The organism is Caldisericum sp., assembly GCF_049967455.1.
In the GTDB taxonomy this organism is placed as follows: Bacteria; Caldisericota; Caldisericia; order Caldisericales; family Caldisericaceae; genus Caldisericum; species Caldisericum exile_A.
On record NZ_JBMFSR010000004.1, the window covers coordinates 67,627 to 94,134 of the forward strand.

A 26,508-nucleotide genomic window follows, 5' to 3' on the forward strand; every position below is an offset into this window, starting at 1 on the left:
CATGCTTGAAAGAGACCTTTTAAACACTGTAAGAGAATTTGAAGAAGAGGGAGAAAAAATTATAAAAGAAGCCCAGGAAAAGATTCAGAAAATGAAAGAAGAAATTAAAAGAGAGATGATTGATCTTCGAAACGAAGTTGAAAGAAAAATAGAAACCGAATCAAAAACTTATAGAGAGGAGAAACAAAAGAATCTCATTAAGGAAATTGAAACATTCAAAAAACATTTTGAAAGTGAACTTGAAAACCTGGAAAAATCCTATAAAACAAAAGCAAATGAACTTTTTGATAAATACCTAAAAGAGGTTTTTAGCTATGGCTATAGAGAAGGTTAAGAAGATTGCTATCCTTGGGAGCGTAAAAAGAAAAAAGGAATTACTCGATGCACTTTTTGACTTGAATGTTTTTCATCTTGAAAGCGTCTCAGAAGAGATTATTTCAAATTTTGAAAATTTTAAAACCGCAATTCCCGAGAAGACTTTTGAAGATGAAATTTATAAAATTTCGTCGATTCTCTCGATTTATAAAGATTTAAACCTTGAAAAGCAAGGTTTAATACAAGGCTTTTTGCCACAGGATTTTGATGTAGACGCCGATGAATTTGAAAATGTTATTAATGAATTTAATTTAGATAAACTCTATAATGAACTTAATTCTTTAAGAAATAGACTTCATGAAATTGAATTAGAAAGAACAAAGCTTCTTGAAGAAAAGAAAAACCTAAAGGTTTTTTCTGGTTTTCCATTCCAATTTTCTATTTTAAGGGGAACTAAAAGAACTTCCTCTTTTATTGGCTTGTTAAATAAGAAAAACTTTGATAAATTTGTTTCTGATGAGAGAGTAAAAAATCTATTCTTGCATACTTTTAAAGCTGATAAAAATAGAGTAAGTATTTTTGTGCTTTATCTAAATGAAGAAAAGGATAATGTTAATGCCCTTATAGGGGACTATTCAATCGAAATTCTTACACCACCTGAAAATTTGTCAGGTTATTTTGAGGAAGAGGTAGAAAGAATAGAAAGAAGGTTAAAACAAATTGAAGAGGAAGAGCGTATAATTCGTTCAAAAGTGGCTGAATCATATAAGGAAAAAAGGAAACTTCTCATTTTAGAGGATTACTATAATTCACTTTCTTCAAAGGAAAAGTCATTATCCTCATTTATAGAAGGCAATGTAGTTCTTGTTACAAAAGGATATGTAAAAGAAACTGATTTTGATTATTTAACTTCTAATATTACCAAGTTAAATTTCTTAGTTTTTGAACTTGAAACAAGTTCAAATGACCTCGTTCCTGTTAGCCTCAGGAATATAACCTTATTTAGACCTTTTGAATTCCTTGTTAGATTGTTTGGTTTTCCTTCTTACTCAAATATTGATCCTACAATACTTGTTGCTATTTTGTTTACTACATTCTTTGGTTTTGCTCTTGGAGATGTAGGATACGGATTTTTGACTGCCTTATTTGGAATTACTTTTGCTAATAAGTATAAGCGTAATTTAGGTGCTTGGAAATTTTTTATGATTCTTTTCTATGGCGGCTTGATGTCAATATTTGTTGGATTGATGACAAACTCATTTTTTGGCAACATTCTTTCTCTGTATTTTCCAAACTTCATCCTTACCCAACTGATGTCAAAAATACAAGTTATTGATCCAACATCTCCGGATGGCTCTGTTCAATTTATGATTTTGTCTTTAATAATTGGTTTTACTTCACAAATGATTGGCGTACTTGTAAGTATTATAGTTAAAATTAGAAACAGAGCCTTTTTAGATGCAATTGTTAATGGTGTGGGATGGCTACTGTTTTTGCCTGGTATTGTTATGATCGCAGTTATAGGTTCAAACCCAACCTTAAAATTAATTGATAATATGCTTATTTTGTTAGGTCTCACATTTATTTTAATAGGCGGGTGGATGTCAATTAGAACTCCTTTCTTCAAACCAATAGCAGCGCTTGTAAATCTCTATGGTATTAGAAGTTCTTACGGGATTTCTGGATTTTTAGGTGATACTCTTTCTTATCTCAGATTGTTTGCATTAGGATTAAGCTCTGGCATTCTTGCATCTTCATTCAATCTAATGGCAAGAGTGATAGGAGAAATTCTCGGACCCATTGGTGTTTTTGTAACATTTATAATACTTATTTCTCTTCATGCACTTGCTTTATTTATGAACGTATTAGGTGCGTTTATTCATTCAATACGTTTAAATTTCCTTGAGTTTTTTGGAAGGTTTTATGATTTAGGTGGTTATGAATTCAAGCCCTTAGGGTTTGAATTTAAAAATATTAGATTAAATAAAAAAAATTAGGAGGTTAGGTGAAATGAGTGTATTTAATGGACCAATGTTAGTTGCAATTGGCGCTGCTTGTGTAGCTGTAATGGGAGCAATAGGATCTGGTATTGGTATTACAAGGACTACTTCTCATGCAGGTGGAATTCTTTCTGAAAAACCAGAACTCTTCGGTAAAACACTTGTTATTATGGCGCTTCCAGGAACACAGGGATTCTATTCGCTTGTTGTAATGTTTTTGATGCTTCAATTCTTTGGGTTTGTTGCAGGTACTCCCAAGGCAAGTCTTTCCCAAGGCATTGTGGCACTTTTTGTTGGGATTTCTATTGGGCTTGTAGAATTTAAGACTGCACTTGATCAGGCACGTTCTGCATTAAGTGCTTTAGATTTGACTGCGAAGAGACCAGAAGAAAGCGGGCGTGCTATCCTTCTCCCAGCACTTGTTGAAACCTATGCTATTCTTGGACTTCTTTCAGGCGTTTTGCTCTCTCTTTGGATTTCAAAAGCAGTCTTTTAATTGGACATGGGAATAGAAAAAATTAAAGATCTCATCATCAATTCTGCAAAAAAGAAAGTGGAAGAGATGATTGAGACCGCTAAAAGAGATTTAGAAGAAGAATTTTCCAAATTTAAAAAACAACTTGATGAAGAATATCAAGCAAGACTCGAAAGATTGAAAAAGGAAATTGATGAAGAATTTGACCGTGCTAAAGTTATTGAAATTTCGAAAATAGAAAAGAAAAAACTTTTAAAAAAGAAGGAAATTCTCGATGAATTTTTTGAGCATTTAAAATCAATGATGATGAAAGATGAGAAATCTTATAAGAAAATGTTAATAACTCTTCTAAAGAGAGATGTAGTTGATGGCTCCACTGTGTATCTAAATGGAGATGATTTGAAAAAATTTGGTAAGGACTTTGAGAAACTTATCTACCAGGATTTGAAATTAAACGACGTAAAAATCGAGGAATCTCCTATAAATATCAAAGGTGGCTTGATAATTAAATCGCCAAATTTCGAAATCGATGATTCTATTGACGAATTAGTTGATTCGTTTAGAGAAGAAAAAGAGATTGAAATTGCAAAGGAGATTTTCGGATAATGGTGAACTTTTCATTCAAGATAGAATCTAAAAGTCAATATGATTTCCTTTGCGGTAGAGTAAAGGTGCTTGAGACTTATCTTATGGGTGATAGTGTTTTTAAGGAGCTTGTAAAAAAGGACTTTAAAGGGTTTGTTGAAGTTTTACAGAATTATCCTTATAAGAATTTCCTTGAAGATGTTGATTTTGAGTCAGTAAAGAAGGCAATTGAAAATCGAAAAAAATCCGAATTTAATGAAATTTCTAAGTTCGATCTAAAAGATTTTATTGATGTATTTTTTAAGTCAAAAGAGTATTTTCTTTTATTAAAGAAGATTGCCTTAGGAGATGTAGCTTTTAACAATGGATTTACTGATTTATTATTAAAGAGTCCCTGTAAAGTTCCACTAGAACTATGTAAATGTTTTGAAGAGCTTAAGGCTGGACTTCCATCTTATATTAGGCCTTTAGTGATTGATGTGTATTATCTTAATTTTATTTGGGAAAATGCAAAGAAAACTAATAGTGATTTTATTGTTGAATTTTACTCTGAATTTATAAACAATACTGTTCTTACAATACTTATGCGAAATTATAATTTCGTGAAGAATAATTTCATCAACGAAAATGATTTTAATAAGTTGGTGGAATACCTTTATGCTCGACTTGAAAAGAGAGATATCCTAACTAAGGTTAGAAATTTCGAAGAGTTGTCACATTTCCTAAACTATTCGAGGGCCTTTTATTCAGAGAAAGAGCTTGATGAAACATACGAAACTCTTGAAATTGATACATTGAGGAGATTTTTTGATAAAGGAAAATATTTTAACGAAGGAATTGAGCCTATTTTTGTGTACCTTTTGAGGTTGGATTATGAGGCAAGCTTGTTGCAAAAGCTTGCCTATGCCCTATATCATGGGGTAAGCCCTACAGAGATTCCAGAATTGGAGTTTGCTTATGAATAGGATCGCTTTTGTTGGAAGCAAAAGATTAGGGATACTTTTAAAGAGTTTTGGAATTGAAATGTTTGTTGTGGGTAGCAATGTTGAGTTTATTTCAAAGCTTAAAGAAATTACTAAAACTAATTCATACGGTATAATACTTACAGAAGAAAGCTATGCTTCGGCAGTTAAAAATTTTATCGCAAAGAAGACGTCACCTTTACCTGCTATTATGATGCTTCCTACTATTGAGTCGAGTGGCGAAACAGTCAAAATGATAGGAGAGGTTGTAGAGAAGGCTATTGGTATTAATATTTTAGGAAAAACCAGTGGAGGAAACTAGATATGGAGGAAAGAGTAGGTAAGATTGTAAAAGTAGCAGGGCCTCTTGTGGTTGCAAAAGGTATACCTAATGCAAAAATGTACGAGATGGTATATGTTGGAGAAAAGAGGCTCTTTGGCGAAATAATCGAAGTCAGAGGAGATATGTCCTCAATTCAAGTTTATGAAGATACTTCTGGAATTGGCCCAAATGAACCTGTCTTTTCTACCGGAATGCCCCTGAGTGTTGAGCTTGGACCGGGACTTATTGGATCTATATATGATGGCGTGCAGAGACCACTTGATGAGCTTATGGCAAGGTTTGGAGAGTTTGTTCAAAGAGGAATTTTTGCAGCACCACTCAATAGAGAAAAGCTGTGGCATTTTGTGCCAACTGTAAAAGTAGGAATGGAAGTATCTTCGAATGATGTTTTAGGAGAGGTTCAAGAAACTCCTTTGATTAAACATAAAATACTTGTTCCGCCAAATGTTAAAGGAAAAGTATTAAAAATTGTAAAAGAAGGCGACTACAATGTAGAGACAGTTATTGCAATCCTTGAAGATGGTGAGAAAAATATTGAATTAAAAATGTACCATAAATGGCCTGTTAGGCTTGCAAGACCTGTAAAAATGCGTGTTCCACCCGATGAACCTCTTGTAACAGGTCAGAGAACCATTGATATGTTCTTCCCAATTGCAAAAGGTGGTACTGCTTGCGTTCCAGGACCATTTGGAAGTGGTAAGACTGTTGTGCAGCACCAATTGTCAAAATGGGCTGATGCTGATGTAATTGTGTTTATTGGATGCGGCGAGAGAGGAAACGAAATGACGGATGTCCTTATTGAATTTCCTGAACTCAGAGATCCAAAATCAGGAAGACCGCTTATGGAAAGGACAGTTCTTGTTGCTAATACATCAAATATGCCAGTTGCAGCAAGAGAAGCATCAGTTTTTACAGGAATAACTATAGCCGAATATTATAGGGATATGGGTTATAATGTTGCTCTTATGGCGGATTCAACCTCACGTTGGGCTGAGGCAATGCGAGAAATGTCAGGAAGACTTGAAGAAATGCCGGGAGAGGAAGGATATCCAGCATATCTTGCATCAAGGATCTCGTCTTTTTACGAAAGAGCTGGGAAGGTATATGTGCTTGGTAAAGAAGATGTAGTTTCAAGTTTGAGTGTTATTGGTGCAGTTTCTCCTCCGGGAGGAGATCTTTCTGACCCTGTAGTACAGGCAACTTTAAGAACAGTAAGAGTCTTCTGGTCGCTTGATGCAACGCTGGCGTATGCAAGGCACTTCCCTGCAATTCACTGGTTAAGAAGCTATTCAATGTATGCAGATCAACTGAAGTCGTTTTATGATAAGAATGCAGGTGTTGGTTGGAATGAATATAGGGCAAGAGCACTTTCTATTTTAAGAAAAGAAGCAGAACTTCAGGAAATGGTTAGACTTGTTGGTATAGATGCTCTTTCTTCTCATGATAGGCTTACCCTTGAAATTGCTCGTTCTATAAGAGAAGATTTTTTGCAGCAGGATGCTTTTGATCCTGAAGATACATATACGTCTTTAAAGAAACAATACAAGATGATAAAGTTGATTTTTACTTTTGCAAATTTTGCAGAAGAGGCTTTGAAAAAAGGTATTGAATTAGAGAAAATTGTATCTCTTCCTGTAAGAATTGATATATCAAGAGCAAAATTTATTTCTGAGAAGAATTTAGAAAAGTTTGATGAAATTGAAGAAAAAATAAAGCAGTCATTTGATTCACTTTTAGGTGAGGTGCAATATGCCTAAGGAATATACAACCGCCAAAGAGATAGCAGGACCTTTGCTTATAGTTGATAATGTTGAAAAAGCTACCTATAACGAGATTGTAGAAATTAAAACGGCTGATGGCTCAATTAAGAGAGGTCAAGTTCTCGAAGTTAATGGAAATATGGCCCTAATTCAGGTTTTTGAAGGAACATCTGGTTTAAGTCTTGGTGAGGTAAAGGTTAAATTTTTAGGTCATGGCGTTGAGTTGGGTGTTTCCCCTGATATTTTGGGAAGAATATTTGATGGATCAGGTAAACCTATTGATGGAGCACCGCCACTAATTCCAGATAAGAAGCTTGATATAAATGGGAGCCCTATTAATCCATACGCAAGAGATTATCCATCTGAGTTTATACAAACAGGAGTTTCAGCAATTGATGGTCTAAATACGCTTGTAAGAGGACAAAAATTGCCTATATTTTCCGGTTCTGGATTACCTCATGCTCAACTTGCAGCTCAAATTGCAAGACAGGCAAAGGTTTTAGGAAAAGAAGAGAAATTTGCAGTTGTTTTTGTTGCAATGGGTATTACCTTTGAAGAGGCAAACTTCTTTATCAATAGCTTTAGAGAATCTGGTGCATTAGAGCGATCAGTTATGTTTATAAACTTGGGAAATGACCCTGTTATTGAAAGAATTGCAACTCCAAGATTTGGTCTTACGGCTGCTGAATACCTTGCATTTGAACTCGGAATGCACGTTCTTGTTATTATGACTGACATGACAAACTATTGTGAGGCACTTCGTGAAATCTCTGCGGCAAGAAAAGAGGTTCCGGGGCGAAGAGGATACCCTGGGTATATGTATACCGACCTTGCCACAATTTATGAGAGAGCAGGAAGAATCAAAGGTAAAAAAGGATCTATAACTCAGATTCCTGTATTAACAATGCCAGAAGATGACAAAACTCACCCGATTCCCGATTTAACCGGTTATATTACCGAGGGACAGATCTTCTTAAGTAGAAGCCTATATCAGCAAGGTATTTATCCTCCAATTGACGTATTGCCAAGTTTGTCGAGGTTAAAGGATAAGGGAATTGGTCCAGAAAAAACAAGAGAAGATCATGCAAGCATAATGAACCAACTCTTTGCAAGTTATGCAAGAGGAAGAGAGGCCCGTGAGCTTTTAACAGTTTTAGGTGAAAGTGCATTAACGCCTGTAGACTTACTGCATGTAAAATTTGCAGATGAGTTTGAAAGAAATTTTGTAAAACAGGGTGAATATGAAAATAGGTCAATAGAAGAAACGCTTGAAATAGGTTGGAAACTTCTCTCAATGCTTCCAGTTGAAGAGCTTAAGAGAGTAAAGCCACAGTTCATTGAAAAATATCTTTCAAAGTATCTTAAAAAAGAGGTAGAAAGCAATGCTTCTTAATGTAAATCCTACAAGGATGGAACTTCTCCGTTTAAAGGAGAGACTCGTCCTTGCAAAGAGAGGACATAAGCTTTTAAAAGACAAACTTGAAGGTTTGATGAAGAATTTTCTTGATGTTTCAAAGAGATATATTGAACTGAGAAAGGATTTTGATGAAAAATTTGTTTTGGCTTTGAAGAAGTTCCAAATTTCTACTCAAGATATAGAGGAAGATATGCTTGATTCCCTTTTAGAGGGGGGCAATTTTAGTACTGAACTTTCTTATAAGCTTGTAAATGTTATGAATGTCAAGTATCCTACGTTTAGCGTTAAAATGAGCGGTTCACCTATTGCCTATCCATATTCCTTGACACCTGTAATGCTTGATTATACTTTTCTTGAAATTCTCAAGCTTATTGAACGAATTATAGAGCTTGCCTCTCTTGAACAAGAACTTTATTCAATTGCTCTTGAAGTTGCAAAAGTCAGAAGAAGAGTAAATGCCCTTGAATATGTAATGATCCCTAATCTTGAAGAAACGATCAAATATATTGAAGGAAAATTGGAGGAGATGGATCGAGAAAATATAGCAAGGCTTTTGAAGATTAAGGATATTATAAGAGGACATTAAAAAAGTGCAAGTTGTAAGAAAAGAAGTTGCTTTTAAAGGAAGGCTCCTTTCAATAATTCTTAAGGAAGTCAAAAATAGAGATGGAAGTATATGGTTGCGTGAGGTTGTTACGTATGGCGGTAATGCTTCTTTTATAGTACCTTTTTATGAGGGGAAGTTTATATTTGTTAAGCAATTTAGACCTACACTTGAAGATTTTATTTTGGAGTTTCCCGCTGGACGGATTGAGGAAGGGGAAACTCCGTTTGATTGTGCAAGAAGAGAATTAGAAGAAGAAACAGGTTTTATACCAAAAAATTTGAGTTTTGTTTATGAATTTTACCCATCTCCTGGATTTGTAGATGAAAAACTCTATATGTTTTATGCAGATGATTTTGAACAAGGCAAAAAGAATTTAGATTTAGGTGAAGATGTGAGTATTACCTTTATTGAAAAAAACGAGGCCTTGAAGCTACTTGATAGTGGAAAGATTATAGATGGAAAAACTATTTTAGGGTTACTTTGGTTTAGAAATAGATTTGGCTAACAGAAAAATGCTCTCATTTTGGTATAAGTTAGGCAAAAAATATGTAAAGATAATGCCTGTATCTTTTGTTTATCTAACAGCAAAACTGTTAGGTTTTTTTTCATTTTGGTTTGATAGAAAAAGGAATTATGTCTTGAATAATATAAAGATAATAACAAATAAGAATAGGTTTAGTTTGTATAAACTTGGAATTGAATTTTACGAAAACTTTGCTTTGAACATTGCAGATTATTTTATAGTTGTTGTTAAGGGATTTGATAAGATAAAAATACTCACACCAAAAGAAGAAGTTTTTAAGAAACTTAAAGAACTAACTCAAAATGGCGGTCTTGTTATACCAACTGCGCATCTTGGAAATTGGGAAGTTGCTGGCGTTCTTGTTGGATCTCTTGGCTTTAAAGCTCACGGTATTGGTCTTCCCCAGCAAGATATTGAAGTTGAAAAGTTTTACGAAGAATTGCGCAGGAGATTCAATGTAATAGTCCACCCTTTTCAAGGGGGATTTCTTGGTGCATATAAGGCCGTTAAGAATGGCGAAATTGCAACAATTGTTAGTGATAGAGACATTAATAAAGACGGAGTTTGTGTAAATTTTTTTGGAAGGAACGTTTCCTTTCCCAAGGGCGCATCTATTCTTGCTTATAGAACAAAGGTAAAAAGTATTTTTGCTGCTCTTATAAGAGAAAATGGTTACTATAAGGTTTACTTTTCAGAAGAATTTGATATTGACTTTACGCTTCCTGAAAGTGAATTTTCTAAAAGGTATGTTTCAAAATTTGCATCTATATTAGAAGAATTTGTTAAAAGATATCCAACTCAGTGGTATCATTTTTTTGATTATTTTAAGGAGTATTCATGTTAATTGCAATTATTCCAGCAAAGGATGAGGCACACAACATAAAGGATGTTATTATAAAGACAAGAAAATATGTTGATTTTGTGCTTGTTATTGATGACGGATCAATTGATGATACAAAGACTGTTGCAGAAAGTGCAGGCGCATTTGTTATAAGAAATGAAGTAAATCTTGGTAAGGCTGATGCACTTAAAATTGGTTTTAGATATGCAATTGAGCATAATTTTGATACAATTGTTCTCCTTGATGCTGATGGACAACACGACCCAGACGAGCTTCCAAAACTTTTAAACAAGTTAAACGAAGGTTATGATATAGTAGTTGGTGCAAGAAAGTTTTTGCCACAATTAATGCCTCCTCTTCGAATCTTTGCAAATAGTTTCTCATCTTTTCTTGTTAGCGTTATTTGTGGTACGAAAATTCTTGATAGTCAATCAGGGTATAGAGTTTTAAGAGCAGAAGTTGCAAAGAAGATTAAATTCGAGACAAAAAGATATCAACTTGATACTGAGATGCTTATAAAAGCAGCTAAATGTGGGTTTAAGATTGCCTTTGTGGAGATAAATACTATCTATACCAATAGAGCTAAGAGTAAAATTAACCAGATTATTGATCCGTTAAAATTTTTATTTGTTACTTTGAAACTTGCTTTTTATAGATGCAAGAAATAGACATTTTAGATTACCATTTGCATTCTTTATTTAGTATTCCTTCAAGCCGTTTTATGGATATTCCTCATATGGTTGAATATGCAAAAATGAAAGGAATTACAATTTTGGGAACAGGGGATATTTTCCTTCCAAGATGGAGGAAAGAGATAGAAAATATTCTTTCCTTTGATAACGGATTTTATTATTTTTACGATTTCCCTTTCATTCTAACAGGAGAAGTAAATCTTACTTTTGAGAGAAACGGAAATAAAAGTTTTCATATTGTGCTTGCATTTCCAACTCTAAAAGATGTCGAAAATTTCCAAAAGGCTTATAAAGCTTTTTCTAATTTTGAAAAAAATGCACGTCCGAATATAAGACTTGAACCGAAAGAATTTTTGAGAATTTTAAAGGATGTAAACTCGAATATTCCAGTTATCTTAGCACATATTTTTACGCCTCATTACGGAGCTTTAGGCGCCTCAAATGGTTTTCGTGGTATAAGTGAAATTTTTGAAACGGATTTTATAGATAATTTGTTTATTGAGACAGGTTTAAGTGCTGATCCTAAAATGGTTTATTCTATTTCTGAGCTTGAGAATTATCCTGTTTTATCAAGTTCAGATTCGCACTCTCCTTTGCATATTGGAAGAGAGGCAACTGCTACAAAACACTCAAAAGGATTTGAGGAATTGTTCTATAATTTAAAGGATGTTTTATTCACCTTTACAATAGAAAACTTTCCTCAACTTGGTAAATATTATCTTGATGGACATAGGAAATGTAAATTCAAGACTCAAGATTTTTCGGTGTCCATCTGTCCTGTATGCGGGAAACCACTTACGAAAGGAGTATTACATAGAGTTAAGGAATTAAGCGATTCATACATTAGCTCAGGATTGTCAAAGATTAAATATTTCTATTATATTCCTTTGCAAGAAATTTTGAAAAGGTCATACAAAAAGAAAGAACAAGAGAAAATCTATCTCACTTTAATTTATGAATTTGGTAATGAGCTAAATTTATTGCTTTTTTCAGATCTTGATGATGTTGCGCATCTTGTTAATAATGAAACTATAATGTATTTAAATGAAATAAGAAAAGGTAATCTCATTTTTGATTGTGGATATGATGGTGTTTACGGAAACTGGGAGGTGAGTTTTGCTTAAGGATAGATTTGGGAGAGAAATATCTTATCTTAGATTCTCTGTTACTGAGCGATGCAACTTTCGGTGTGCCTACTGCAGTTCATATAAAGATGATGCAATTGCAAAAGAACCACCTCTTGAGGATATTGAATTTATTTTAAAAGGTGTCCGCACGCTTGGTTTTAAGAAGGTTAGAATTACAGGTGGTGAGCCTCTATTAAGAAGCGATATTGTTGAAATTGTAAGAATTGCTTCAAATGTGGGTTTTGAAGAGATCGTTTTGACAACAAACGCATATCGCCTTAAAGATCTTGCAAAAGATTTGAAAGAGGCCAAATTGACAAGGTTAAATATAAGTCTTGATTCCTTAAGAAGAGATGTATTTTCGCAAATTACAACTGTTGATAAACTTGATGATGTGATTTCAGGAATCGAAGAGTCAATAAAAGTAGGTTTAATTCCTATAAAAATAAATACAGTTCTTCTTAAAGGTATTAACGAAGAAGATATAGTGCCAATTGCTAATCTTACGAAGAACGAAAATATAATTGTAAGATTTATTGAGTTGATGCCAGTAAAAGGTAATCCATTTTTTGAAAGGCATTTTATGGCCTTTAAAAAAGCAATAGAAATTCTTGAGAAAGAATACACCTTAAAAAAAATAGAAGATTCAAATCATGAAGTTGCTAACTATTACCAAATTGAAGGTTTTAAAGGCAAGGTTGGTTTTATTGCTTCAATAAGTCAGCATTTTTGTTCTTCCTGCAATAGGTTAAGGCTTACATCTACATATAAGATTTATCCTTGTCTGTTTTCAACAATCAATATTGATATAAAAGATGCTGTAAAGAATAGAGATTTTGAGCTTTTGAGAAGCAAATTTGAAAGTGCTGTTTTTGTTAAACCTGCAGGACACGGGGAAATTAAAATTGGTTCGAAAGAATTCATTGAAAACATGAGAGAATTGGGGGGATAAAAAATGAGCCAATTTGATAAGAGCGGCAAAGCATACATGGTGGATGTAACAAATAAAGACGAGACTTTAAGGACTGCAAGAGCATTTGCAAAAATTTTACTTTCAAAGGAAACCCTTGAAAAAATAAAACTTGGTGACATTCAAAAAGGGGAAGTATTGACTGTTGCAAAAATTGCAGGTATTATGGCATCAAAAAAGACATCTGAATTAATTCCTCTTTGCCATCCTCTTAATATTACTTTTTCTGATTTAGCTTTTAGATTGGTTGATGAGCCTCCATCAATTGAAATTGAAAGTTTTGTCGAATTGAAAGCAAAAACTGGTGCAGAGATGGAAGCTCTTACGAGCGTTTCAGTCGCTGCACTGACTATTTATGATATGTGTAAATCAATTGACAAGAATATAGAAATAAGAGAGATTTATCTTTTAGAAAAGACTGGGGGAAAATCTGGAACTTTTAGAAAAGAAAAAAAGCTTGACTAAATTTTGAAATTTTGTATAATATTAAATTGCGTATTTGCTTAAGGAGGTATGATGGATAAAATTTTAGACCTTAGAAAAACAAAACTGAGTATACCTTTACCTAATTTGCTGAGTGTTCAAATTTCATCTTATGAAAAGTTTTTAAACGAGGGAATAGGGGAAATTCTTCAGAGGATCTTCCCTATAGATACAAAGAATATACGTGTAGAGTTTGTTTCATATTCTGTTGGTGAGCCTTTGAGGACTCCAGAAGATTGTATTAGGGTTGGAACTACATACGAGGTTTCAATTAAAGGTAGATTCAGATTGATCTATAAAAATACAGGTGAGATTAAGGAACAAGAGGCTCTTCTTGCTGATGTACCAAGAATGCTTCCTGATGGCACTTTTATAATCAATGGAAAGAAGAGAGTCGTTGTCCAACAGTTAATAAGATCCCCCGGTGTTTACTTTCAAAGTGAAAAAGATGTAGAGAGTGGTTTTACTAATTATATTGTTACAATCATTCCCGACAGAGGTAACTGGATGGAAATGGAAGTTGGCAAAGACAATGTGATGTACATTCGGCTGAAGAAGGGAATGAAAAAACTTCCTGTTACGGTAGTTTTAAAGGCGATTGGTTTTAAGAACAATGAAGAAATTCTCGAGAAATTCTATCAGACCATGACAGTTGACGTCATGACTACATCTCCCTTCTCATACGATGTCGTTATCGGTAAGAAGCTTGCCGAGGATATTAAAAACTCTGAAGGTAAAGTTATTATTAAGAAGGGGACAATTCTTCAAGAGGAATCTTTTGAAAAGTTGCGTGAAGAAAACATCCTACGTTATTCTGTCAAGGTTGAAGGTTATGACTATTGGGTGGAGCAAACGCTTAAGAAGGATAAAACCAATAACTCTGATGAAGCAAAAATCGAAATTTATAAAATTTTCCATCCAAAAGAAAGGGTGACGTTAGAAGCAGCTGAAGAGCTTGTTCATAATATTTTAATGGATCCTCGGAGAAATGAATACTATCCAGTTTCAAGATATAAAATTAATAAAAAATTTGATGTAAAAAGGGATGATCATATCCTCACAAAAGATGATTTTGTAGATATTATTTCGCACCTTATTAAAGTAAGAGAAGGCATTGAAAAAGAAGATGATATCGATAGCCTTGCAAATAGACGAGTGAGGACTGTCGGTGAACTAATTTCTGAAGAATTTGAGAAAGGCGCCTTGAAAGTTCAAAGAAGCGCAAGGGAAGCAATTGCAATTAAGAAGCCAGAAGAGATAACAATTCCTTCTATTTTTAGTAATAAAGCAATTACAGGTCAGTTGAGACAATTCTTTGGCGTAAGCCAATTATCACAGTTCATGGAAGAAACCAATCCCCTTGCATCATTAACTCATAAGAGAAGATTAACATCATTAGGTGCAGGCGGTTTACATAGAAAGAGAGCCGGAATTGAAGTAAGAGATGTCCACTCTTCACATTATGGAAGAATTTGTCCTATTGAAACGCCAGAAGGTCAGAACATAGGACTCATTAATTCTCCCACAATGTTTGCGAGTGTTAATGAATACGGCTTTATAACAACTCCATATAGGATTGTAAAAGATGGTGTTGTAACCAATGAAATTTTATATCTAACAGCAGATGAAGAGGAAAAATATATCATAGCGCAGGCAAACACTCCTGTTGATGAAAAGGGTAGGATTACTGAGGAATTAGTCATTGCACGAAAAAGAACTGAGTCAGGAGAAATCCTTCCACAACTTGTTTCAAAGGAGTTAGTTCAACTTATGGATGTGTCTCCTCAACAAGTAATAAGTCCTTCTGCATCACTCATTCCTTTTCTTGAGCATGATGATGCGAACAGGGCATTGATGGGATGCAATATGCAGCGTCAAGCAGTTCCACTGTTGGATCCTGATCTTCCAAGAGTTTCAACAGGTTATGAATCAAAAATTGCAGTTGATGACCTCGATTTACCTCTTTCAATGCATGATGGAATTATATCATATGTTGATGGCAGTGAAATTCATATTGTTCCAAATGATGCAAAGACCGTTGATGTTTCTGTTTATAGAGAAGCCTCTGATCTTAAGCAAAGTTTATTAAATAGAGCAAAACAAAAGGAAATTGTGCTTCTCGATATAAAACCCGAAATAGAGGATTATTATAAACTTGTCGGTGAAAAGATAACTCCTCAAATTGTAGATAAACTTATCACTCATGGCATTGAACAGATTTCAATAATTGATTCTGACAAAATTCAGAAGTTTTCAATTACAAATTGCTTTGAGAAAGAGCGTAATGACGATTTGATAGGTCTTGTTGCAAGAGAAACCATCGTGAACAAAAAAGGAAAACCCCTTATTGAAGAAGGACAGAAAATATCTGACACAAAACTGAATAGACTCTATGAGCAGAGTGGAGTTAAGGAAATTAAAGTTGAGGAGAATGGAGAAGTAGTTACAAAACCAGTGTTTATCTTGTCGTTGACTGCTTTGGGAAAAAATATTATTGGCAAGAGTCTATTTGGAACGCTTACAAATACCAAAAAAACGCTTAGGTTTGAAAAAGAGATAACAGAAGAGTTACTTCATGAACTCTATAGCAAAGGAATTACTGATCTTCTTGTTTATTCTCCACAGGAAGTTGAGACTTTTAATCTTGGAAAGATTAACGAGGATATCATTGACAGAGTTGTTGCAAAAGACTACACAAACGAAAAAGGAGAAGTTATTATTAAAGCAGGAGAACTTATAAATCTTGATAAACTCAGAAAACTTGCAGAAGCAGGTGTTAATAAAGTCAAAGTGAGAGAAGAGGTTGTTTATAAGTTAAGAAAATTTGAGAGAACAAACCAAGATACTTGCAGAAATGAAAGACCTATTGTTAAAAAAGGTGATATTGTAAAAAAGGGTATGCCTCTTGCCGATGGATATGCAACTAAGAATGGTGAATTGGCTCTTGGTATAAATGTACTAATTGCATATCTTTCGTGGTATGGCTATAACTATCAGGATGCTATTGTAATAAGTAGAAGGCTTGTAAGTGAAGATAAATTTACTTCTATTCACATTAAAGAATATACTGTTGAGGTTCATGAGACAGAACAAGGCCCCGAAGAGCTTACTCCAGATATAAGAGATGTTCGAAAAGAAGCTTTACGTTTCCTTGATGAAAGAGGAATAGTAAAAGTTGGTTCTAAAGTAAAACCAGGTGATGTCCTTGTTGGTAAAGTAACTCCATTCCCGGAAGAGGAAGAGTCAAATGAGGCGAAAATCTGGAGAAGTTTGTGGAGTAATCGAAACAGTAATTTAAAGAATAGTTCTTTTGTTGTGCCACCCGGAGAAGGTGGAGTTGTCATAGATGTTCAGGTTTTCTCAAGAGAAGAAGGATACGAATTAACAAAGAATGCTTTGAAGCTTATAAAAATATTCGTTGCAAAGAAAAGAAAAATTATTGTTGGAGACAAACTTGCAGGAAGACATGGTAATAAAGGTGTTGTAAGTAAAATTGTTCCTGAAGAAGATCTGCCATATCTTGAAGATGGTACAACTATTGATGTTATAGTGAGTCCCCTTGGAGTCCCTTCGAGAATGAATATTGGTCAGATACTTGAAGCAAATTTGGGGATTGCGGCAAGAAATCTAAATGTTAGAGTTGTAACCCCTTCTTTCATTGGTGCATCTGAAAAGGATGTTAGAAATCTCCTTAAGAAGGCAAACCTTGAAGAGTCTGGACAGATGACTGTTTATGATGGAAGAACAGGTAAACCTTTTGAATATAAAGTTACAGTCGGTGAAGCATACTTCCTCAAACTTAATCATCTTGCAGAGGATAAGATTCACGCAAGGGCAGTTGGTAAATATACATTAATAACTCAACAACCAGTTGGCGGCAAGGCGCAGTTTGGCGGTCAAAGATTAGGAGAAATGGAAGTTTGGGCACTTGAAGCATATGGTGCTGCAAATCTTCTCCATGAAATGCTCACGATTAAATCCGATGACTTAGAGGGAAGAAAGCGTGCATATGAAGCAATTTCTAAAGGTGTAACAATATTTGAAACTGGAATCCCTGAATCATTTAACGTATTACAGAGAACCTTGAGAGGTCTTGCAATTGACCTAAAGGTATTACCTACCAAGAAAGAGGAGAAGAAGGTTAAAGAACCTTTCTTACCTAAAATAACAACAAAAATAAATCTTGGAAAAATGGTTAAGGAGGAGTTAGATGAAGGCTCAAGCAACTAACAAAATTAGAAATGTAGTTCTTGTTTCTCACGGAAATGCAGGAAAAACGACTTTATTAGAGGCAATTCTTTTTAAGAAAAAGGTCATTTCAAGGATGGGAAGGGTTGAAGACGGAAACACTGTCTCTGATTATCAACCTGAAGAAAAGAATAGAAAATTTAGTGTAAGCTTATCCATTATTCCGGTTGAGCATAATGGAATAAAGATTAATTTCTTAGATACACCAGGTTATGCTGATTTCGTTGGAGAAGTATTAAGTGGAATAAGAGCTTCTGAGAATGCAATTATGCTTATTAACGCAACAAGTGGTATTGAAATTCAAACTAAGAAATACTGGAAGTTTTTAGAAAATGAAAATAAACCACGTGCGATTTTTATAAACAAAGTTGATGTTGAAGGAGTCGATATTGACCATATCGTAAAAGTAGTTAGAGATTTCTTTGGGCCAAAGGCAATTCCTATAAACTATCCTGTTTTTGAGGGCGGTAAATTTGTTAAAGTGGATTCAGTCTTTTCAAATCAGAACTTAGAGAATTTTAAGCATGAATTAATTGAGATTGCAGCAGAATCAGATGATGCTCTCCTTGAAAAGTATCTTGGTGGTGAAGAGCTTACCCAGGAAGAAATAAACAATGGATTAAAGAGTGCTTATACTAAAGGAAATATATATCCAGTGCTTTTTGGTTCTGCGATAGGACTTGTTGGTCTCGATGAACTTCTTAACTTTATAAGTGATGTAATGATGAGTCCAGAAGAGTTAGGAGAGGTAACAGGTATAAATCCAAATACAAGAGAAAAAGAAACAAGAAGAGTTGCATCAGATGAATTTCTTTCAGCATTTGTTTTCAAAACTTTGTCAGATCCATATGTTGGTAAGCTTTCGTTTACAAAGGTTTATTCTGGTGTTTTAAAATCAAACTCAACCGTGTATAACTCTTCAAAAGGTGTTTTGGAAAAGACTGGTCAGATTATATTTATGATGGGTGCAACTCAAGAACCTGTTGATGAGGTCATTGCAGGCGATATTGCAGTTATTACTAAACTTACAGTTACTCAAACAAATGATACGCTTTGCGATAAAGATAATCCAATTGAATTTCCAAAAATTGAATTCCCTGAACCAATGCTTACAAGGGCAATGAGACCGAAGACAAAGACCGATGAAGATAGAATGAGTATAGGCCTTTCTAAGATAACGGAAGAAGATCCTACAGTGAGGATTTCAAAAAATTTGGAAACGAAGGAGCAACTTATTTCAGGTATAGGCGAAACGCATCTTTCTGTTATTATGGAAAAATTAAGTGGTCGATATGGAGTGAATATTGAATTAACAATACCTAAGGTCCCATATCGCGAGACAATTACAACAAAAGTGAAGGTTGAAGGTAAATACAAGAAACAGACTGGTGGTCATGGTCAATACGGACATTGTTTCCTTGAGGTTGAACCGCTTGAAAGAGGTAAAGAGTATAGTTTTGAAAGTAGAATCTTTGGTGGTGCTATTCCGAAGCAGTATATCCCGGCGGTAGAAAAAGGCGTCAAGGAAGCAATGGAAGAAGGGATCCTTGCAGGCTATCCTGTTACGGATATTGGAGTTGCAGTTGTTGATGGATCTTATCACCCAGTAGATTCTTCAGAACTTGCATTCAAAATTGCAGGATCAATGGCCCTTAAAAAGGCACTTGAACAGGGAAATTCAATTCTTCTTGAACCAATTGAGAAAGTAATTGTGATAGTTGATGAGCAATATATGGGTGATGTTATTGGAGATCTCAACGCAAAAAGAGGAAGAGTTATAGGTATGAAGAGTGAGGGAGGAAAACAGATAATTGAAGCATATGTTCCGCTTGCCGAATTGCTCAATTACGCAAATGATCTCAACTCTATTACTCAAGGAACCGGCGAATTTAAAATGGAACATTCACATTATGAGCCTGTACCTCCAAAGATTGCCGAAAAAATAATACAAGAAGCTCAACACAACAAGAAAGAGACTGAAGAGTAATAATAGGGGGGTGAATCTTTTGAATAAAGCAGATATAAAAGCATTGAAAATTTTGCTTGCCTCAACTGAAGAGATCCTATCGTGGTCTCACGGAGAGGTTAAGCGAGGAGATACTTATAGTTATAGGAATTATCTTCCTGAACCTGACGGGCTTTTTTGTGAAAAAATATTTGGACCAGTACATTCTTATCAGTGCCATTGTGGAAAACTGAAGGGAAAGCAATATGAAGGTTTAAAATGTCCTAACTGTGGAGTTGAAATTTTACCATCAAGCGTAAGAAGGGAACGTTTTGGACATATTCAACTTGCAACACCCGTTGCTCATATATGGTACTTCAAGAACAACATAAACTATATTGCGCTTCTTCTCGATATGAAGTCTCAGGATGTAGAGAAAATTATTTATTTTGTAGCATATGTTGTAACAGATCCGAAGAAAACAAAATTAAGGTATAAACAAGTCCTCTCTGAAGAAGAGTACTACATGTATAGATTTGAAGAGAATCTTGATTTTGTTGCAAAGAAGGGCGGAGAGGCAATAAAAGAATTACTTGAGCATGTGGATTTGAATAAGTTAAGAGAAGAAGCCCTTTTAAAACTTAAAAGTGGTTCTTCGCAAGAAAAGAGTAGCGCAGTAAGACTCTTAAGTGTTGTTGAAGGACTTTTAAACAATAACAGAAAGCCTGAGGATATGGTTTTGACCGTTATACCTGTTATACCTCCTGATTTAAGGCCCTTGGTCCCGCTTGAAGGTGGTAAATATGCTTCTGATGATCTTAATGAACTTTACAGAAGAGTGATAAATAGGAACAATCGCTTAAAGAAATTATATGAAGTAAATGCTCCTGATATAATGCTTGAAAACGAAAAAAGGATGCTTCAAGAGGCAGTTGATGCACTATTTGACAACGGAAGAAAACCTTATCCTGTAGTTAACGCAAATAAGAGACCTTTAAGATCCTTAACAGATATCTTAAAAGGTAAGGAAGGTAGGTTTAGAGAAAACCTTCTTGGAAAGAGAGTTGACTATTCTGGAAGAGCCGTTATCGTTGTAGGTCCAGAATTAAAAATTGATGAATGTGGCGTTCCAAAAGAGATGGCACTTGAACTATTTAAACCTTTTGTGACTTTTGAACTCTCTAAGCTTGGATACAACAAGAAAAAAGCCAAGGAACTCATCGAGAATCCAACTCCAGAAGTTTGGAAAGCGGTTGAGGATCTTTCGAAAAATTATGTAGTTTTGCTTAACCGTGCGCCAACCCTTCATAGGCTTAGCATCCAAGCTTTTAAACCTGTATTGATAGAAGGTAAAGCAATCCAAATTTCTCCTCTTGTGTGTACTCCATTTAATGCTGACTTCGATGGAGACCAGATGGCAATACATTTGCCACTTTCCTTACAGTCCCAGATGGAAGCAAAGATGCTTATGCTTTCTTCTCACAATATACTTTCTCCTGCACATGGTGGTCCACTTGATACACCTGTTCAGGATATGGTTATAGGGATTTACTATCTTACACTATCAAAGAATGCTGAACCTAAAAGTAAACGTATATATGATAATCCACATCTTGTAGAGCTTCTTTACGAAAAAGGGCTTCTGAAGTTGCACGATAGCATCAGATTCAGTTTTAGAGGAAAAATTTTTAATACTACTGTTGGTAGAGTTATCTTTAACATGAAAATTCGCGAAGGTGTTTTTGATGGTGAAGATGACTATCCTTTCATAAACGAAGTAATTGGTAAAAAACAGTTAGAACGCATTATTTCCGAGTTTTATGATAGATACGGTCTTGTAAAAACAGACATCTTACTTGATAATTTGAAGGATATTGGTTTTAAGTTTGCAACATTTAGCGGAATTAGCATTGGTCTCGACGATATAAAAATACCTAAAGAGAGAGATAAAGTTATAAGAGAAGCACAGAAAAAAGTTGAACATATAGAGGCTCAGTACAACGAAGGTTTATTATCAGAATCACAAAGATATGAAGCGGTAGTTGAAATTTGGAGAAAGGCATCAGAAGAAATTCAGAAACTCGTCTTCAATAATTTTGATAACTTTGATCCAGTCTACATGATGGCAATATCAGGTGCTCGTGGAAGCCCAACACAAATAACACAGATGGCTGGAATCCGTGGACTTATGGCTGGTCCAACTGGTAAAATTATTGAGTTCCCAATTCTATCAAACTTGAGAGAAGGGCTCACAGTTCTTGAATACTTCCTTTCAACTCATGGAGCAAGAAAAGGACAGGCAGATACTGCGTTAAGAACAGCCGATTCAGGATATCTTACAAGAAGATTGGTAGATGTTGCCCATGGTATCATTGTTAAAGAAGATGATTGCTCAGTAAGAAGAGTTAAGGCAACTATGGTTGGAGATGAACTTATTGAGCCACTCTCTTCAAAGGTTATTCTTAAAGTGGCAGCTGAAGATGTTGTTGACCCTAATACCGGTATGGCATTTATTAGAAAAGGTGATACAATTTCTTCGAAGCAAGCATCTTTACTTGATAAGCTTGGAATATCTTCAATTCTTATAGAAGACTTTGTTAACGGTATTGATGTTTACCCAATTGTTGAAGGAAACAACTACGATAAACCTGTAATAACTCTTGCAGAACAAATCTGGGGAAGGTATGCAGCTGAAACAATCTATCCACCTATAACACCTAAAAAAGTTAAAGTTAACAAAAAGGCGATAGGTTATGTTCTTGCAGAATCTGTTTTTGATAATGGAGAGCTATTACTTGAAAAAGGAAGAAAAATAACAGAAGGTGTGATTGAAATTCTTGAGAAAGCAAAAGTTAAAGAAGTTGAAGTATTTGACGAAAATGTGGAACCAATAGTTAGAAGAAATGAACTTATTACAAAAGAAAAAGCAGAACTCATTGAAAGTCTTGGTATAAGGACTGTTAAAGTTCGATCGCCAATTACCTGTAATGTAGAGCATGGTGTTTGTGCAAAGTGTTATGGAGTTGATCTTTCAAATAGAGATATTGTAAAAGTTGGTGAAGCAGTTGGAGTGGTTGCAGCAGAGTCGATTGGAGAACCAGGAACTCAATTAACTCTAAGAACATTCCACACTGGTGGTGTAGCAAGTCAGGATATTACTCAGGGTCTTCCAAGAGTTGAGGAACTTTTCTCCGCAAGAAGTCCTAAGGGAAAGGCAATTGTATCTCCTGCAAAAGGAAAGGTTGAGGTCACTTCTGATAAGTTGAGACAACTCATTACAATTACAGGAGAAAAAGGTGAAAAAATAAAGATTCCAGCGCCACGTGATAAGAAATTGAATGTAAAAACAGGAGATTATGTAAATGTCGGTGATATATTAAGTGATGGACCCCTTGATCCACGAGAGATTCTTGACATTAAGGGTATTAATTTTACTGCAAGATATCTTTTGCATGAGATTGAAAAGGTGTATAAGTCTCAGGGTGTTGATATTAATATAAAACATATCGAAATAATATTGAAAAGGATGTTTGATAAAGTTGAAATTATGGATTCTGGAGATACTAACTTCTACGAAGGTGAAGTTGTAAACAAGGATGATGTTCTTAAAGAGAATAGAAAAATGAAGGCAGAAGGAAAAAGAATTGCTAAGTTCAGATTGTTAGTTCAGGGTATTACAAAGGCCGCACTCTCTTCAGACAGTTTCTTATCTGCTGCTTCCTTCCAGGAAACTCCAAGAGTTCTTGCAGAGGCTGCAATTAAAGGAAAGATAGACCTATTAAGAGGAATGAAAGAATCTATTATTGTTGGGAAAAAGATTCCAGCAGGTACAAATATGGATTTTGAGGATTAAATATGTTATTGACAATTAAAATAATTTTGCTATAATTTCAAATTGTGTGAAAGAATTTAATTAGGAGGAAATTGATATGCCTACTTTTAACCAATTAGTGAGAAGTCCGAGAGAAAGGACAAAAGAGAAGAGTAAGACACCTGCCTTGCAAGGGTGTCCTCAGAAGAGGGGCGTTTGTATTCAAGTAAGAACAATGACCCCTAAGAAGCCAAATTCTGCTTTGCGAAAAATTGCAAAGGTGAGGCTTACCAATGGAGAGGAAGTCATTGCCTATATTCCTGGAATTGGACATAATCTCCAGGAGCACTCAATGGTTTTGGTACGTGGTGGAAGAGTTAAAGACCTTCCAGGTGTAAGATACCACATCATTCGTGGTGCATTAGATGCAGCAGGTGTGGAAGGAAGAATGCGTGGAAGATCTAAATATGGTGCGAAGAAGCCCAAAAAGGGAGGTGCATAATGCCTCGTAGAGGACCTGCCCCAAAAAGGGAAATTGAAGGTGACCCAGTATATAACAATGTAATGGTCGCAAAATTAATAAACAATGTGATGAAAGGTGGTAGAAAAAGCCTTGCAGAAAAAATTGTTTATGCTGCATTTGATATTTTAAAAGATAAAACTGGGAAAGACCCTCTTGAAGTCTTTGAGCTTGCTCTTGAAAAGGTAAGACCGTTGGTCGAAGTCAAACCAAGAAGAGTAGGTGGAGCTACTTATCAAATTCCTATTGAAATTGAAAAAGAGAGAGGGCAAAAACTTGCAATTAAGTGGATAATTCAAGCTGCGCGAAGTGTTAAAGGTAAGAGAATGGAAGAAAAGTTGGCAGACGAAATTATAAACGCATCTAACGAAACTGGCGCAGCATACAAGAAAAAGATTGATTTGCATAAGATGGCAGAAGCAAATAGGTCTTATGCTCATTTACGTTGGTAGGTGAAATTTATGCCGTATATTGATACCCCTCTTGAAAAAATAAGGAACATCGGAATCATAGCCCATATAGATGCTGGTAAAACGACTACAACAGAAAGAATTTTGTATTATACCGGCACAACCTATAAGATGGGTAATGTAGATGATGGTAATACGGTTACCGATTGGATGGTTCAAGAAAGAGAGAGGGGTATTACTATTACTTCGGCTGTTACAACATGCTTTTGGAAAGGACATCAAATTAATATTATTGATACGCCCGGCCATGTTGACTTTACGGCTGAAGTTGAAAGGTCGCTTAGAGTACTCGACGGAGCTGTGGTTATTTTTTCTGCCGTCGAGGGAGTTGAAGCCCAATCTGAAGCGGTTTGGAGACAAGCCACGATGCACAAGGTACCGAGGATTATTTACATTAATAAAATGGATAGACTTGGTGCATCGTTTGAAGATACACTCAAAAGTATTGATGAAAGACTTAATGTAAAAATTATTCCGCTTCAAATTCCTTTAGGAGAACAAGACGAGTTTGTTGGTATAATCGATCTTATTGAGGGCAAGGCTTACGTTTACACTTCAGAAACAGGTGAGGAATTTAAAGAAATTGACATACCACAAGAGTATAGTGAAAAGTTTGCAAAATATAGAGAAATAATGTTAGAGAGTGTAGCAGATGTTGACGAAGATGCTCTAGGGCTTTACCTTGAAACGGGTAATATCCCAAAAGATACTTTAAAACAAGCAATAAGAAGAGCCACTGTAAGTGGAGTTGCCTTCCCTGTTTTTGTGGGTTCTTCTTTTAGAAACAAAGGCATCCAGATGCTTCTTGATGGAGTATGTGACTATCTTCCTTCTCCTATTGATAGGGGTGAAATAATTGCAACAACTAAAGACGGAAGAACTATAACTTTAAAACCGGATCCATCCGGACCGCTTGCAGCTCTTGTATTTAAAGTAATGGCTGATCCTTATTCTGGAATATTAAGTTTTGTTAGAGTTTATTCTGGTACTCTTGAAAAGGGAAGTTATGTGTTAAATGCAACTACAAACGAAAAGCAGAGAGTTGCAAGGCTATTAAGGCTACATGCTAACAAACGTGAGGATGTTGATTATCTTAAGGCAGGCGATTTAGGAGCTATAGTTGGTGTGAAAAATGCGATTACTGGGCATACAATATCGGATGTAAATATGCCTTTAGTTCTTGAAGATATTAAGTTCCCTGAGCCAGTTGTTTCTGTTGCAATTGAACCAAAGACAAGAGCAGATCAAGAGAAACTCTCACAGGCACTTGCAAAATTTGCAATCGAAGACCCAACTTTCAAGATTAAATATGATGAGGATACATCTGAAACAATCATTTCAGGAATGGGTGAGTTACATCTTGAGATTATTGTTGACAGGTTATTCAGAGAGTACAACGTTGAAGCACGTGTTGGAAAACCTCAGGTTGCATATAAAGAGGCAATTGGTAGCTTTGCAAAGGCAGAAGGTAAATACATTAGACAAACAGGCGGACACGGTCAGTATGGACATGTCGTAATTCAAGTCTCTCCAATTGAACCAGATAAAGGTATCGAATTTGAAGATAAAACAAAAGGTGGGGTAATACCTAAAGATTTTATACCTTCAATTGAAGAAGGAATCAAAATTGCTTCCGAAAATGGACCTCTTCTTGGGTTTCCTGTTTATGGAGTTCATGTTGAACTAATTGATGGGTCATATCATCCTGTTGACTCATCTGAACTTGCATTTAAAATAGCAGCGTCCAAGGCTTTTAAAGATGCAGTGTCAATGGCAAGCCCATATCTTCTTGAACCAATAATGAGTGTTGAAATTATTGTGCCAATGACTTTCTTAGGTGAAGTGATAAATAGTGTTAATGCAAGACGTGGAAGTATAAAAGGTATGATTGAAAGAGGAAATACAGTTATTGTTCAAGCGCTTATTCCTCTTGAGAGTATGTTTGGCTATACAACAGTTTTAAGGACACTTACACAGGGTAGAGGATCTTTCTCGATGGTTTTCCATAAATATGAGAGAGTACCTACTGCTGTACAAGAAGAAATTTTAAAGAAAGCAAAAGGAGAAATTTAGGAGGTACAACATGGCAACTAAAGAAAAATTTGAAAGGGTAAAGCCACACGTAAACATTGGTACCATTGGTCATATTGATCATGGTAAAACTACCCTTACAGCAGCAATTACAAAGGTATTAGCAACTCTTGGTAAAACTCAACCCAAGAGGTACGATGAAATTGACAATGCACCTGAAGAAAAGGCAAGAGGCGTTACCATTAACGTCCACCACACTGAGTATGAAACCGAGAAAAGGCACTATGCTCACATTGACTGCCCAGGTCACGTTGACTACATCAAAAACATGATCACTGGTGCAGCTCAGATGGATGGTGCAATTCTCGTTGTTGCAGCAACAG

Annotated in this window: 22 protein-coding genes; all 22 read left to right on the plus strand. The window is 35.2% G+C overall.

Features of this window, described 5'->3' with window-relative positions:
- The first annotated feature begins 1 nt into the window (after position 1).
- The gene (locus tag ACP5SP_RS02705) at positions 2 to 334 is read left to right on the plus strand and encodes a hypothetical protein (protein ID WP_416085695.1); all 333 of its coding nucleotides are present in this window, start codon (positions 2 to 4) and stop codon (positions 332 to 334) included.
- On the plus strand, positions 315 to 2,312 hold the full coding sequence (locus tag ACP5SP_RS02710) for a V-type ATP synthase subunit I (protein ID WP_428076000.1): 1,998 nt from the start codon (positions 315 to 317) through the stop codon (positions 2,310 to 2,312). Before ACP5SP_RS02705 ends, ACP5SP_RS02710 begins: the two co-directional genes overlap by 20 nt.
- Positions 2,313 to 2,325: 13 nt before the next feature.
- Complete coding sequence (locus ACP5SP_RS02715; RefSeq protein ID WP_416085693.1) at positions 2,326 to 2,811, plus strand: permease; 486 nt, start codon at positions 2,326 to 2,328, stop codon at positions 2,809 to 2,811.
- Between the two features lie 6 nt (positions 2,812 to 2,817).
- Positions 2,818 to 3,396: a V-type ATP synthase subunit E family protein gene (locus tag ACP5SP_RS02720; protein WP_428076001.1), complete on the plus strand. Its 579-nt coding sequence runs from the start codon at positions 2,818 to 2,820 to the stop codon at positions 3,394 to 3,396.
- Positions 3,396 to 4,340: a hypothetical protein gene (locus ACP5SP_RS02725; RefSeq protein WP_416085691.1), complete on the plus strand. Its 945-nt coding sequence runs from the start codon at positions 3,396 to 3,398 to the stop codon at positions 4,338 to 4,340. Before ACP5SP_RS02720 ends, ACP5SP_RS02725 begins: the two co-directional genes overlap by 1 nt.
- Entirely contained in the window at positions 4,333 to 4,659 is a 327-nt protein-coding gene (locus ACP5SP_RS02730) for a V-type ATP synthase subunit F (protein ID WP_428076002.1), read from the plus strand. Before ACP5SP_RS02725 ends, ACP5SP_RS02730 begins: the two co-directional genes overlap by 8 nt.
- Positions 4,660 to 4,661: 2 nt before the next feature.
- Positions 4,662 to 6,437, plus strand: coding sequence for a V-type ATP synthase subunit A (locus ACP5SP_RS02735; RefSeq protein WP_424596704.1), 1,776 nt, complete (start codon positions 4,662 to 4,664; stop codon positions 6,435 to 6,437).
- Positions 6,430 to 7,833: a V-type ATP synthase subunit B gene (locus ACP5SP_RS02740; protein WP_416085688.1), complete on the plus strand. Its 1,404-nt coding sequence runs from the start codon at positions 6,430 to 6,432 to the stop codon at positions 7,831 to 7,833. Before ACP5SP_RS02735 ends, ACP5SP_RS02740 begins: the two co-directional genes overlap by 8 nt.
- Positions 7,823 to 8,443, plus strand: coding sequence for a V-type ATP synthase subunit D (locus tag ACP5SP_RS02745; RefSeq protein ID WP_424596705.1), 621 nt, complete (start codon positions 7,823 to 7,825; stop codon positions 8,441 to 8,443). The genes ACP5SP_RS02740 and ACP5SP_RS02745 overlap by 11 nt, the downstream gene beginning before the upstream one ends.
- Before the next feature lie 4 nt (positions 8,444 to 8,447).
- Complete coding sequence (locus ACP5SP_RS02750) at positions 8,448 to 8,969, plus strand: NUDIX hydrolase (protein WP_416085686.1); 522 nt, start codon at positions 8,448 to 8,450, stop codon at positions 8,967 to 8,969.
- Positions 8,962 to 9,831 carry a lysophospholipid acyltransferase family protein gene (locus ACP5SP_RS02755; RefSeq protein ID WP_428076003.1) on the plus strand — a complete coding sequence of 290 codons (870 nt, stop codon included), beginning with the start codon at positions 8,962 to 8,964 and terminating at the stop codon, positions 9,829 to 9,831. Before ACP5SP_RS02750 ends, ACP5SP_RS02755 begins: the two co-directional genes overlap by 8 nt.
- Entirely contained in the window at positions 9,825 to 10,496 is a 672-nt protein-coding gene (locus tag ACP5SP_RS02760) for a glycosyltransferase family 2 protein (RefSeq protein WP_416085684.1), read from the plus strand. Before ACP5SP_RS02755 ends, ACP5SP_RS02760 begins: the two co-directional genes overlap by 7 nt.
- Positions 10,484 to 11,644 carry an endonuclease Q family protein gene (locus tag ACP5SP_RS02765; RefSeq protein WP_424596708.1) on the plus strand — a complete coding sequence of 387 codons (1,161 nt, stop codon included), beginning with the start codon at positions 10,484 to 10,486 and terminating at the stop codon, positions 11,642 to 11,644. Before ACP5SP_RS02760 ends, ACP5SP_RS02765 begins: the two co-directional genes overlap by 13 nt.
- A complete protein-coding gene (gene moaA / locus ACP5SP_RS02770; RefSeq protein ID WP_428076004.1) occupies positions 11,637 to 12,599 on the plus strand; it encodes a GTP 3',8-cyclase MoaA in 963 nt (320 codons plus the stop codon). The genes ACP5SP_RS02765 and moaA overlap by 8 nt, the downstream gene beginning before the upstream one ends.
- Before the next feature lie 3 nt (positions 12,600 to 12,602).
- Positions 12,603 to 13,082: a cyclic pyranopterin monophosphate synthase MoaC gene (gene moaC, locus ACP5SP_RS02775; RefSeq protein WP_416085681.1), complete on the plus strand. Its 480-nt coding sequence runs from the start codon at positions 12,603 to 12,605 to the stop codon at positions 13,080 to 13,082.
- A 51-nt stretch (positions 13,083 to 13,133) separates the two neighbouring features.
- Entirely contained in the window at positions 13,134 to 17,330 is a 4,197-nt protein-coding gene (locus tag ACP5SP_RS02780) for a hypothetical protein (protein ID WP_424606529.1), read from the plus strand.
- Positions 17,311 to 19,335, plus strand: a complete 2,025-nt coding sequence (fusA, locus tag ACP5SP_RS02785; protein WP_416085679.1) for an elongation factor G — start codon at positions 17,311 to 17,313, stop codon at positions 19,333 to 19,335. Before ACP5SP_RS02780 ends, fusA (ACP5SP_RS02785) begins: the two co-directional genes overlap by 20 nt.
- Before the next feature lie 10 nt (positions 19,336 to 19,345).
- Positions 19,346 to 23,146, plus strand: coding sequence for a DNA-directed RNA polymerase subunit beta' (gene rpoC / locus ACP5SP_RS02790; RefSeq protein WP_428076005.1), 3,801 nt, complete (start codon positions 19,346 to 19,348; stop codon positions 23,144 to 23,146).
- Positions 23,147 to 23,222: 76 nt separating this feature from the next.
- Positions 23,223 to 23,606 carry a 30S ribosomal protein S12 gene (gene rpsL / locus ACP5SP_RS02795; protein ID WP_014453668.1) on the plus strand — a complete coding sequence of 128 codons (384 nt, stop codon included), beginning with the start codon at positions 23,223 to 23,225 and terminating at the stop codon, positions 23,604 to 23,606.
- A complete protein-coding gene (gene rpsG / locus ACP5SP_RS02800; protein ID WP_424586739.1) occupies positions 23,606 to 24,076 on the plus strand; it encodes a 30S ribosomal protein S7 in 471 nt (156 codons plus the stop codon). Before rpsL ends, rpsG begins: the two co-directional genes overlap by 1 nt.
- A 9-nt stretch (positions 24,077 to 24,085) precedes the next feature.
- Complete coding sequence (gene fusA, locus ACP5SP_RS02805; RefSeq protein ID WP_416085676.1) at positions 24,086 to 26,167, plus strand: elongation factor G; 2,082 nt, start codon at positions 24,086 to 24,088, stop codon at positions 26,165 to 26,167.
- Between the two features lie 10 nt (positions 26,168 to 26,177).
- Positions 26,178 to 26,508 (plus strand): GTP-binding protein (locus ACP5SP_RS02810; RefSeq protein ID WP_428066576.1); only part of this gene is annotated, 331 nt, incomplete at its 3' end.

Excerpts from the sequence above, each read along its gene's own strand:
- ACP5SP_RS02730 (WP_428076002.1), top strand. The coding sequence starts at position 4,333 with ATGAATAGGATCGCTTTTGTTGGAAGCAAAAGATTAGGGATACTTTTA.
- fusA (WP_416085679.1), top strand. The coding sequence starts at position 17,311 with ATGAAGGCTCAAGCAACTAACAAAATTAGAAATGTAGTTCTTGTTTCT.
- ACP5SP_RS02735 (WP_424596704.1), top strand. The coding sequence starts at position 4,662 with ATGGAGGAAAGAGTAGGTAAGATTGTAAAAGTAGCAGGGCCTCTTGTG.
- ACP5SP_RS02720 (WP_428076001.1), top strand. The coding sequence starts at position 2,818 with ATGGGAATAGAAAAAATTAAAGATCTCATCATCAATTCTGCAAAAAAG.
- ACP5SP_RS02715 (WP_416085693.1), top strand. The coding sequence starts at position 2,326 with ATGAGTGTATTTAATGGACCAATGTTAGTTGCAATTGGCGCTGCTTGT.
- ACP5SP_RS02745 (WP_424596705.1), top strand. The coding sequence starts at position 7,823 with ATGCTTCTTAATGTAAATCCTACAAGGATGGAACTTCTCCGTTTAAAG.
- fusA (WP_416085676.1), top strand. The coding sequence starts at position 24,086 with ATGCCGTATATTGATACCCCTCTTGAAAAAATAAGGAACATCGGAATC.
- ACP5SP_RS02780 (WP_424606529.1), top strand. The coding sequence starts at position 13,134 with ATGGATAAAATTTTAGACCTTAGAAAAACAAAACTGAGTATACCTTTA.
- ACP5SP_RS02740 (WP_416085688.1), top strand. The coding sequence starts at position 6,430 with ATGCCTAAGGAATATACAACCGCCAAAGAGATAGCAGGACCTTTGCTT.
- ACP5SP_RS02710 (WP_428076000.1), top strand. The coding sequence starts at position 315 with ATGGCTATAGAGAAGGTTAAGAAGATTGCTATCCTTGGGAGCGTAAAA.
- ACP5SP_RS02725 (WP_416085691.1), top strand. The coding sequence starts at position 3,396 with ATGGTGAACTTTTCATTCAAGATAGAATCTAAAAGTCAATATGATTTC.
- ACP5SP_RS02705 (WP_416085695.1), top strand. The coding sequence starts at position 2 with ATGCTTGAAAGAGACCTTTTAAACACTGTAAGAGAATTTGAAGAAGAG.
- rpsG (WP_424586739.1), top strand. The coding sequence starts at position 23,606 with ATGCCTCGTAGAGGACCTGCCCCAAAAAGGGAAATTGAAGGTGACCCA.
- ACP5SP_RS02765 (WP_424596708.1), top strand. The coding sequence starts at position 10,484 with ATGCAAGAAATAGACATTTTAGATTACCATTTGCATTCTTTATTTAGT.
- moaC (WP_416085681.1), top strand. The coding sequence starts at position 12,603 with ATGAGCCAATTTGATAAGAGCGGCAAAGCATACATGGTGGATGTAACA.
- rpsL (WP_014453668.1), top strand. The coding sequence starts at position 23,223 with ATGCCTACTTTTAACCAATTAGTGAGAAGTCCGAGAGAAAGGACAAAA.
- ACP5SP_RS02760 (WP_416085684.1), top strand. The coding sequence starts at position 9,825 with ATGTTAATTGCAATTATTCCAGCAAAGGATGAGGCACACAACATAAAG.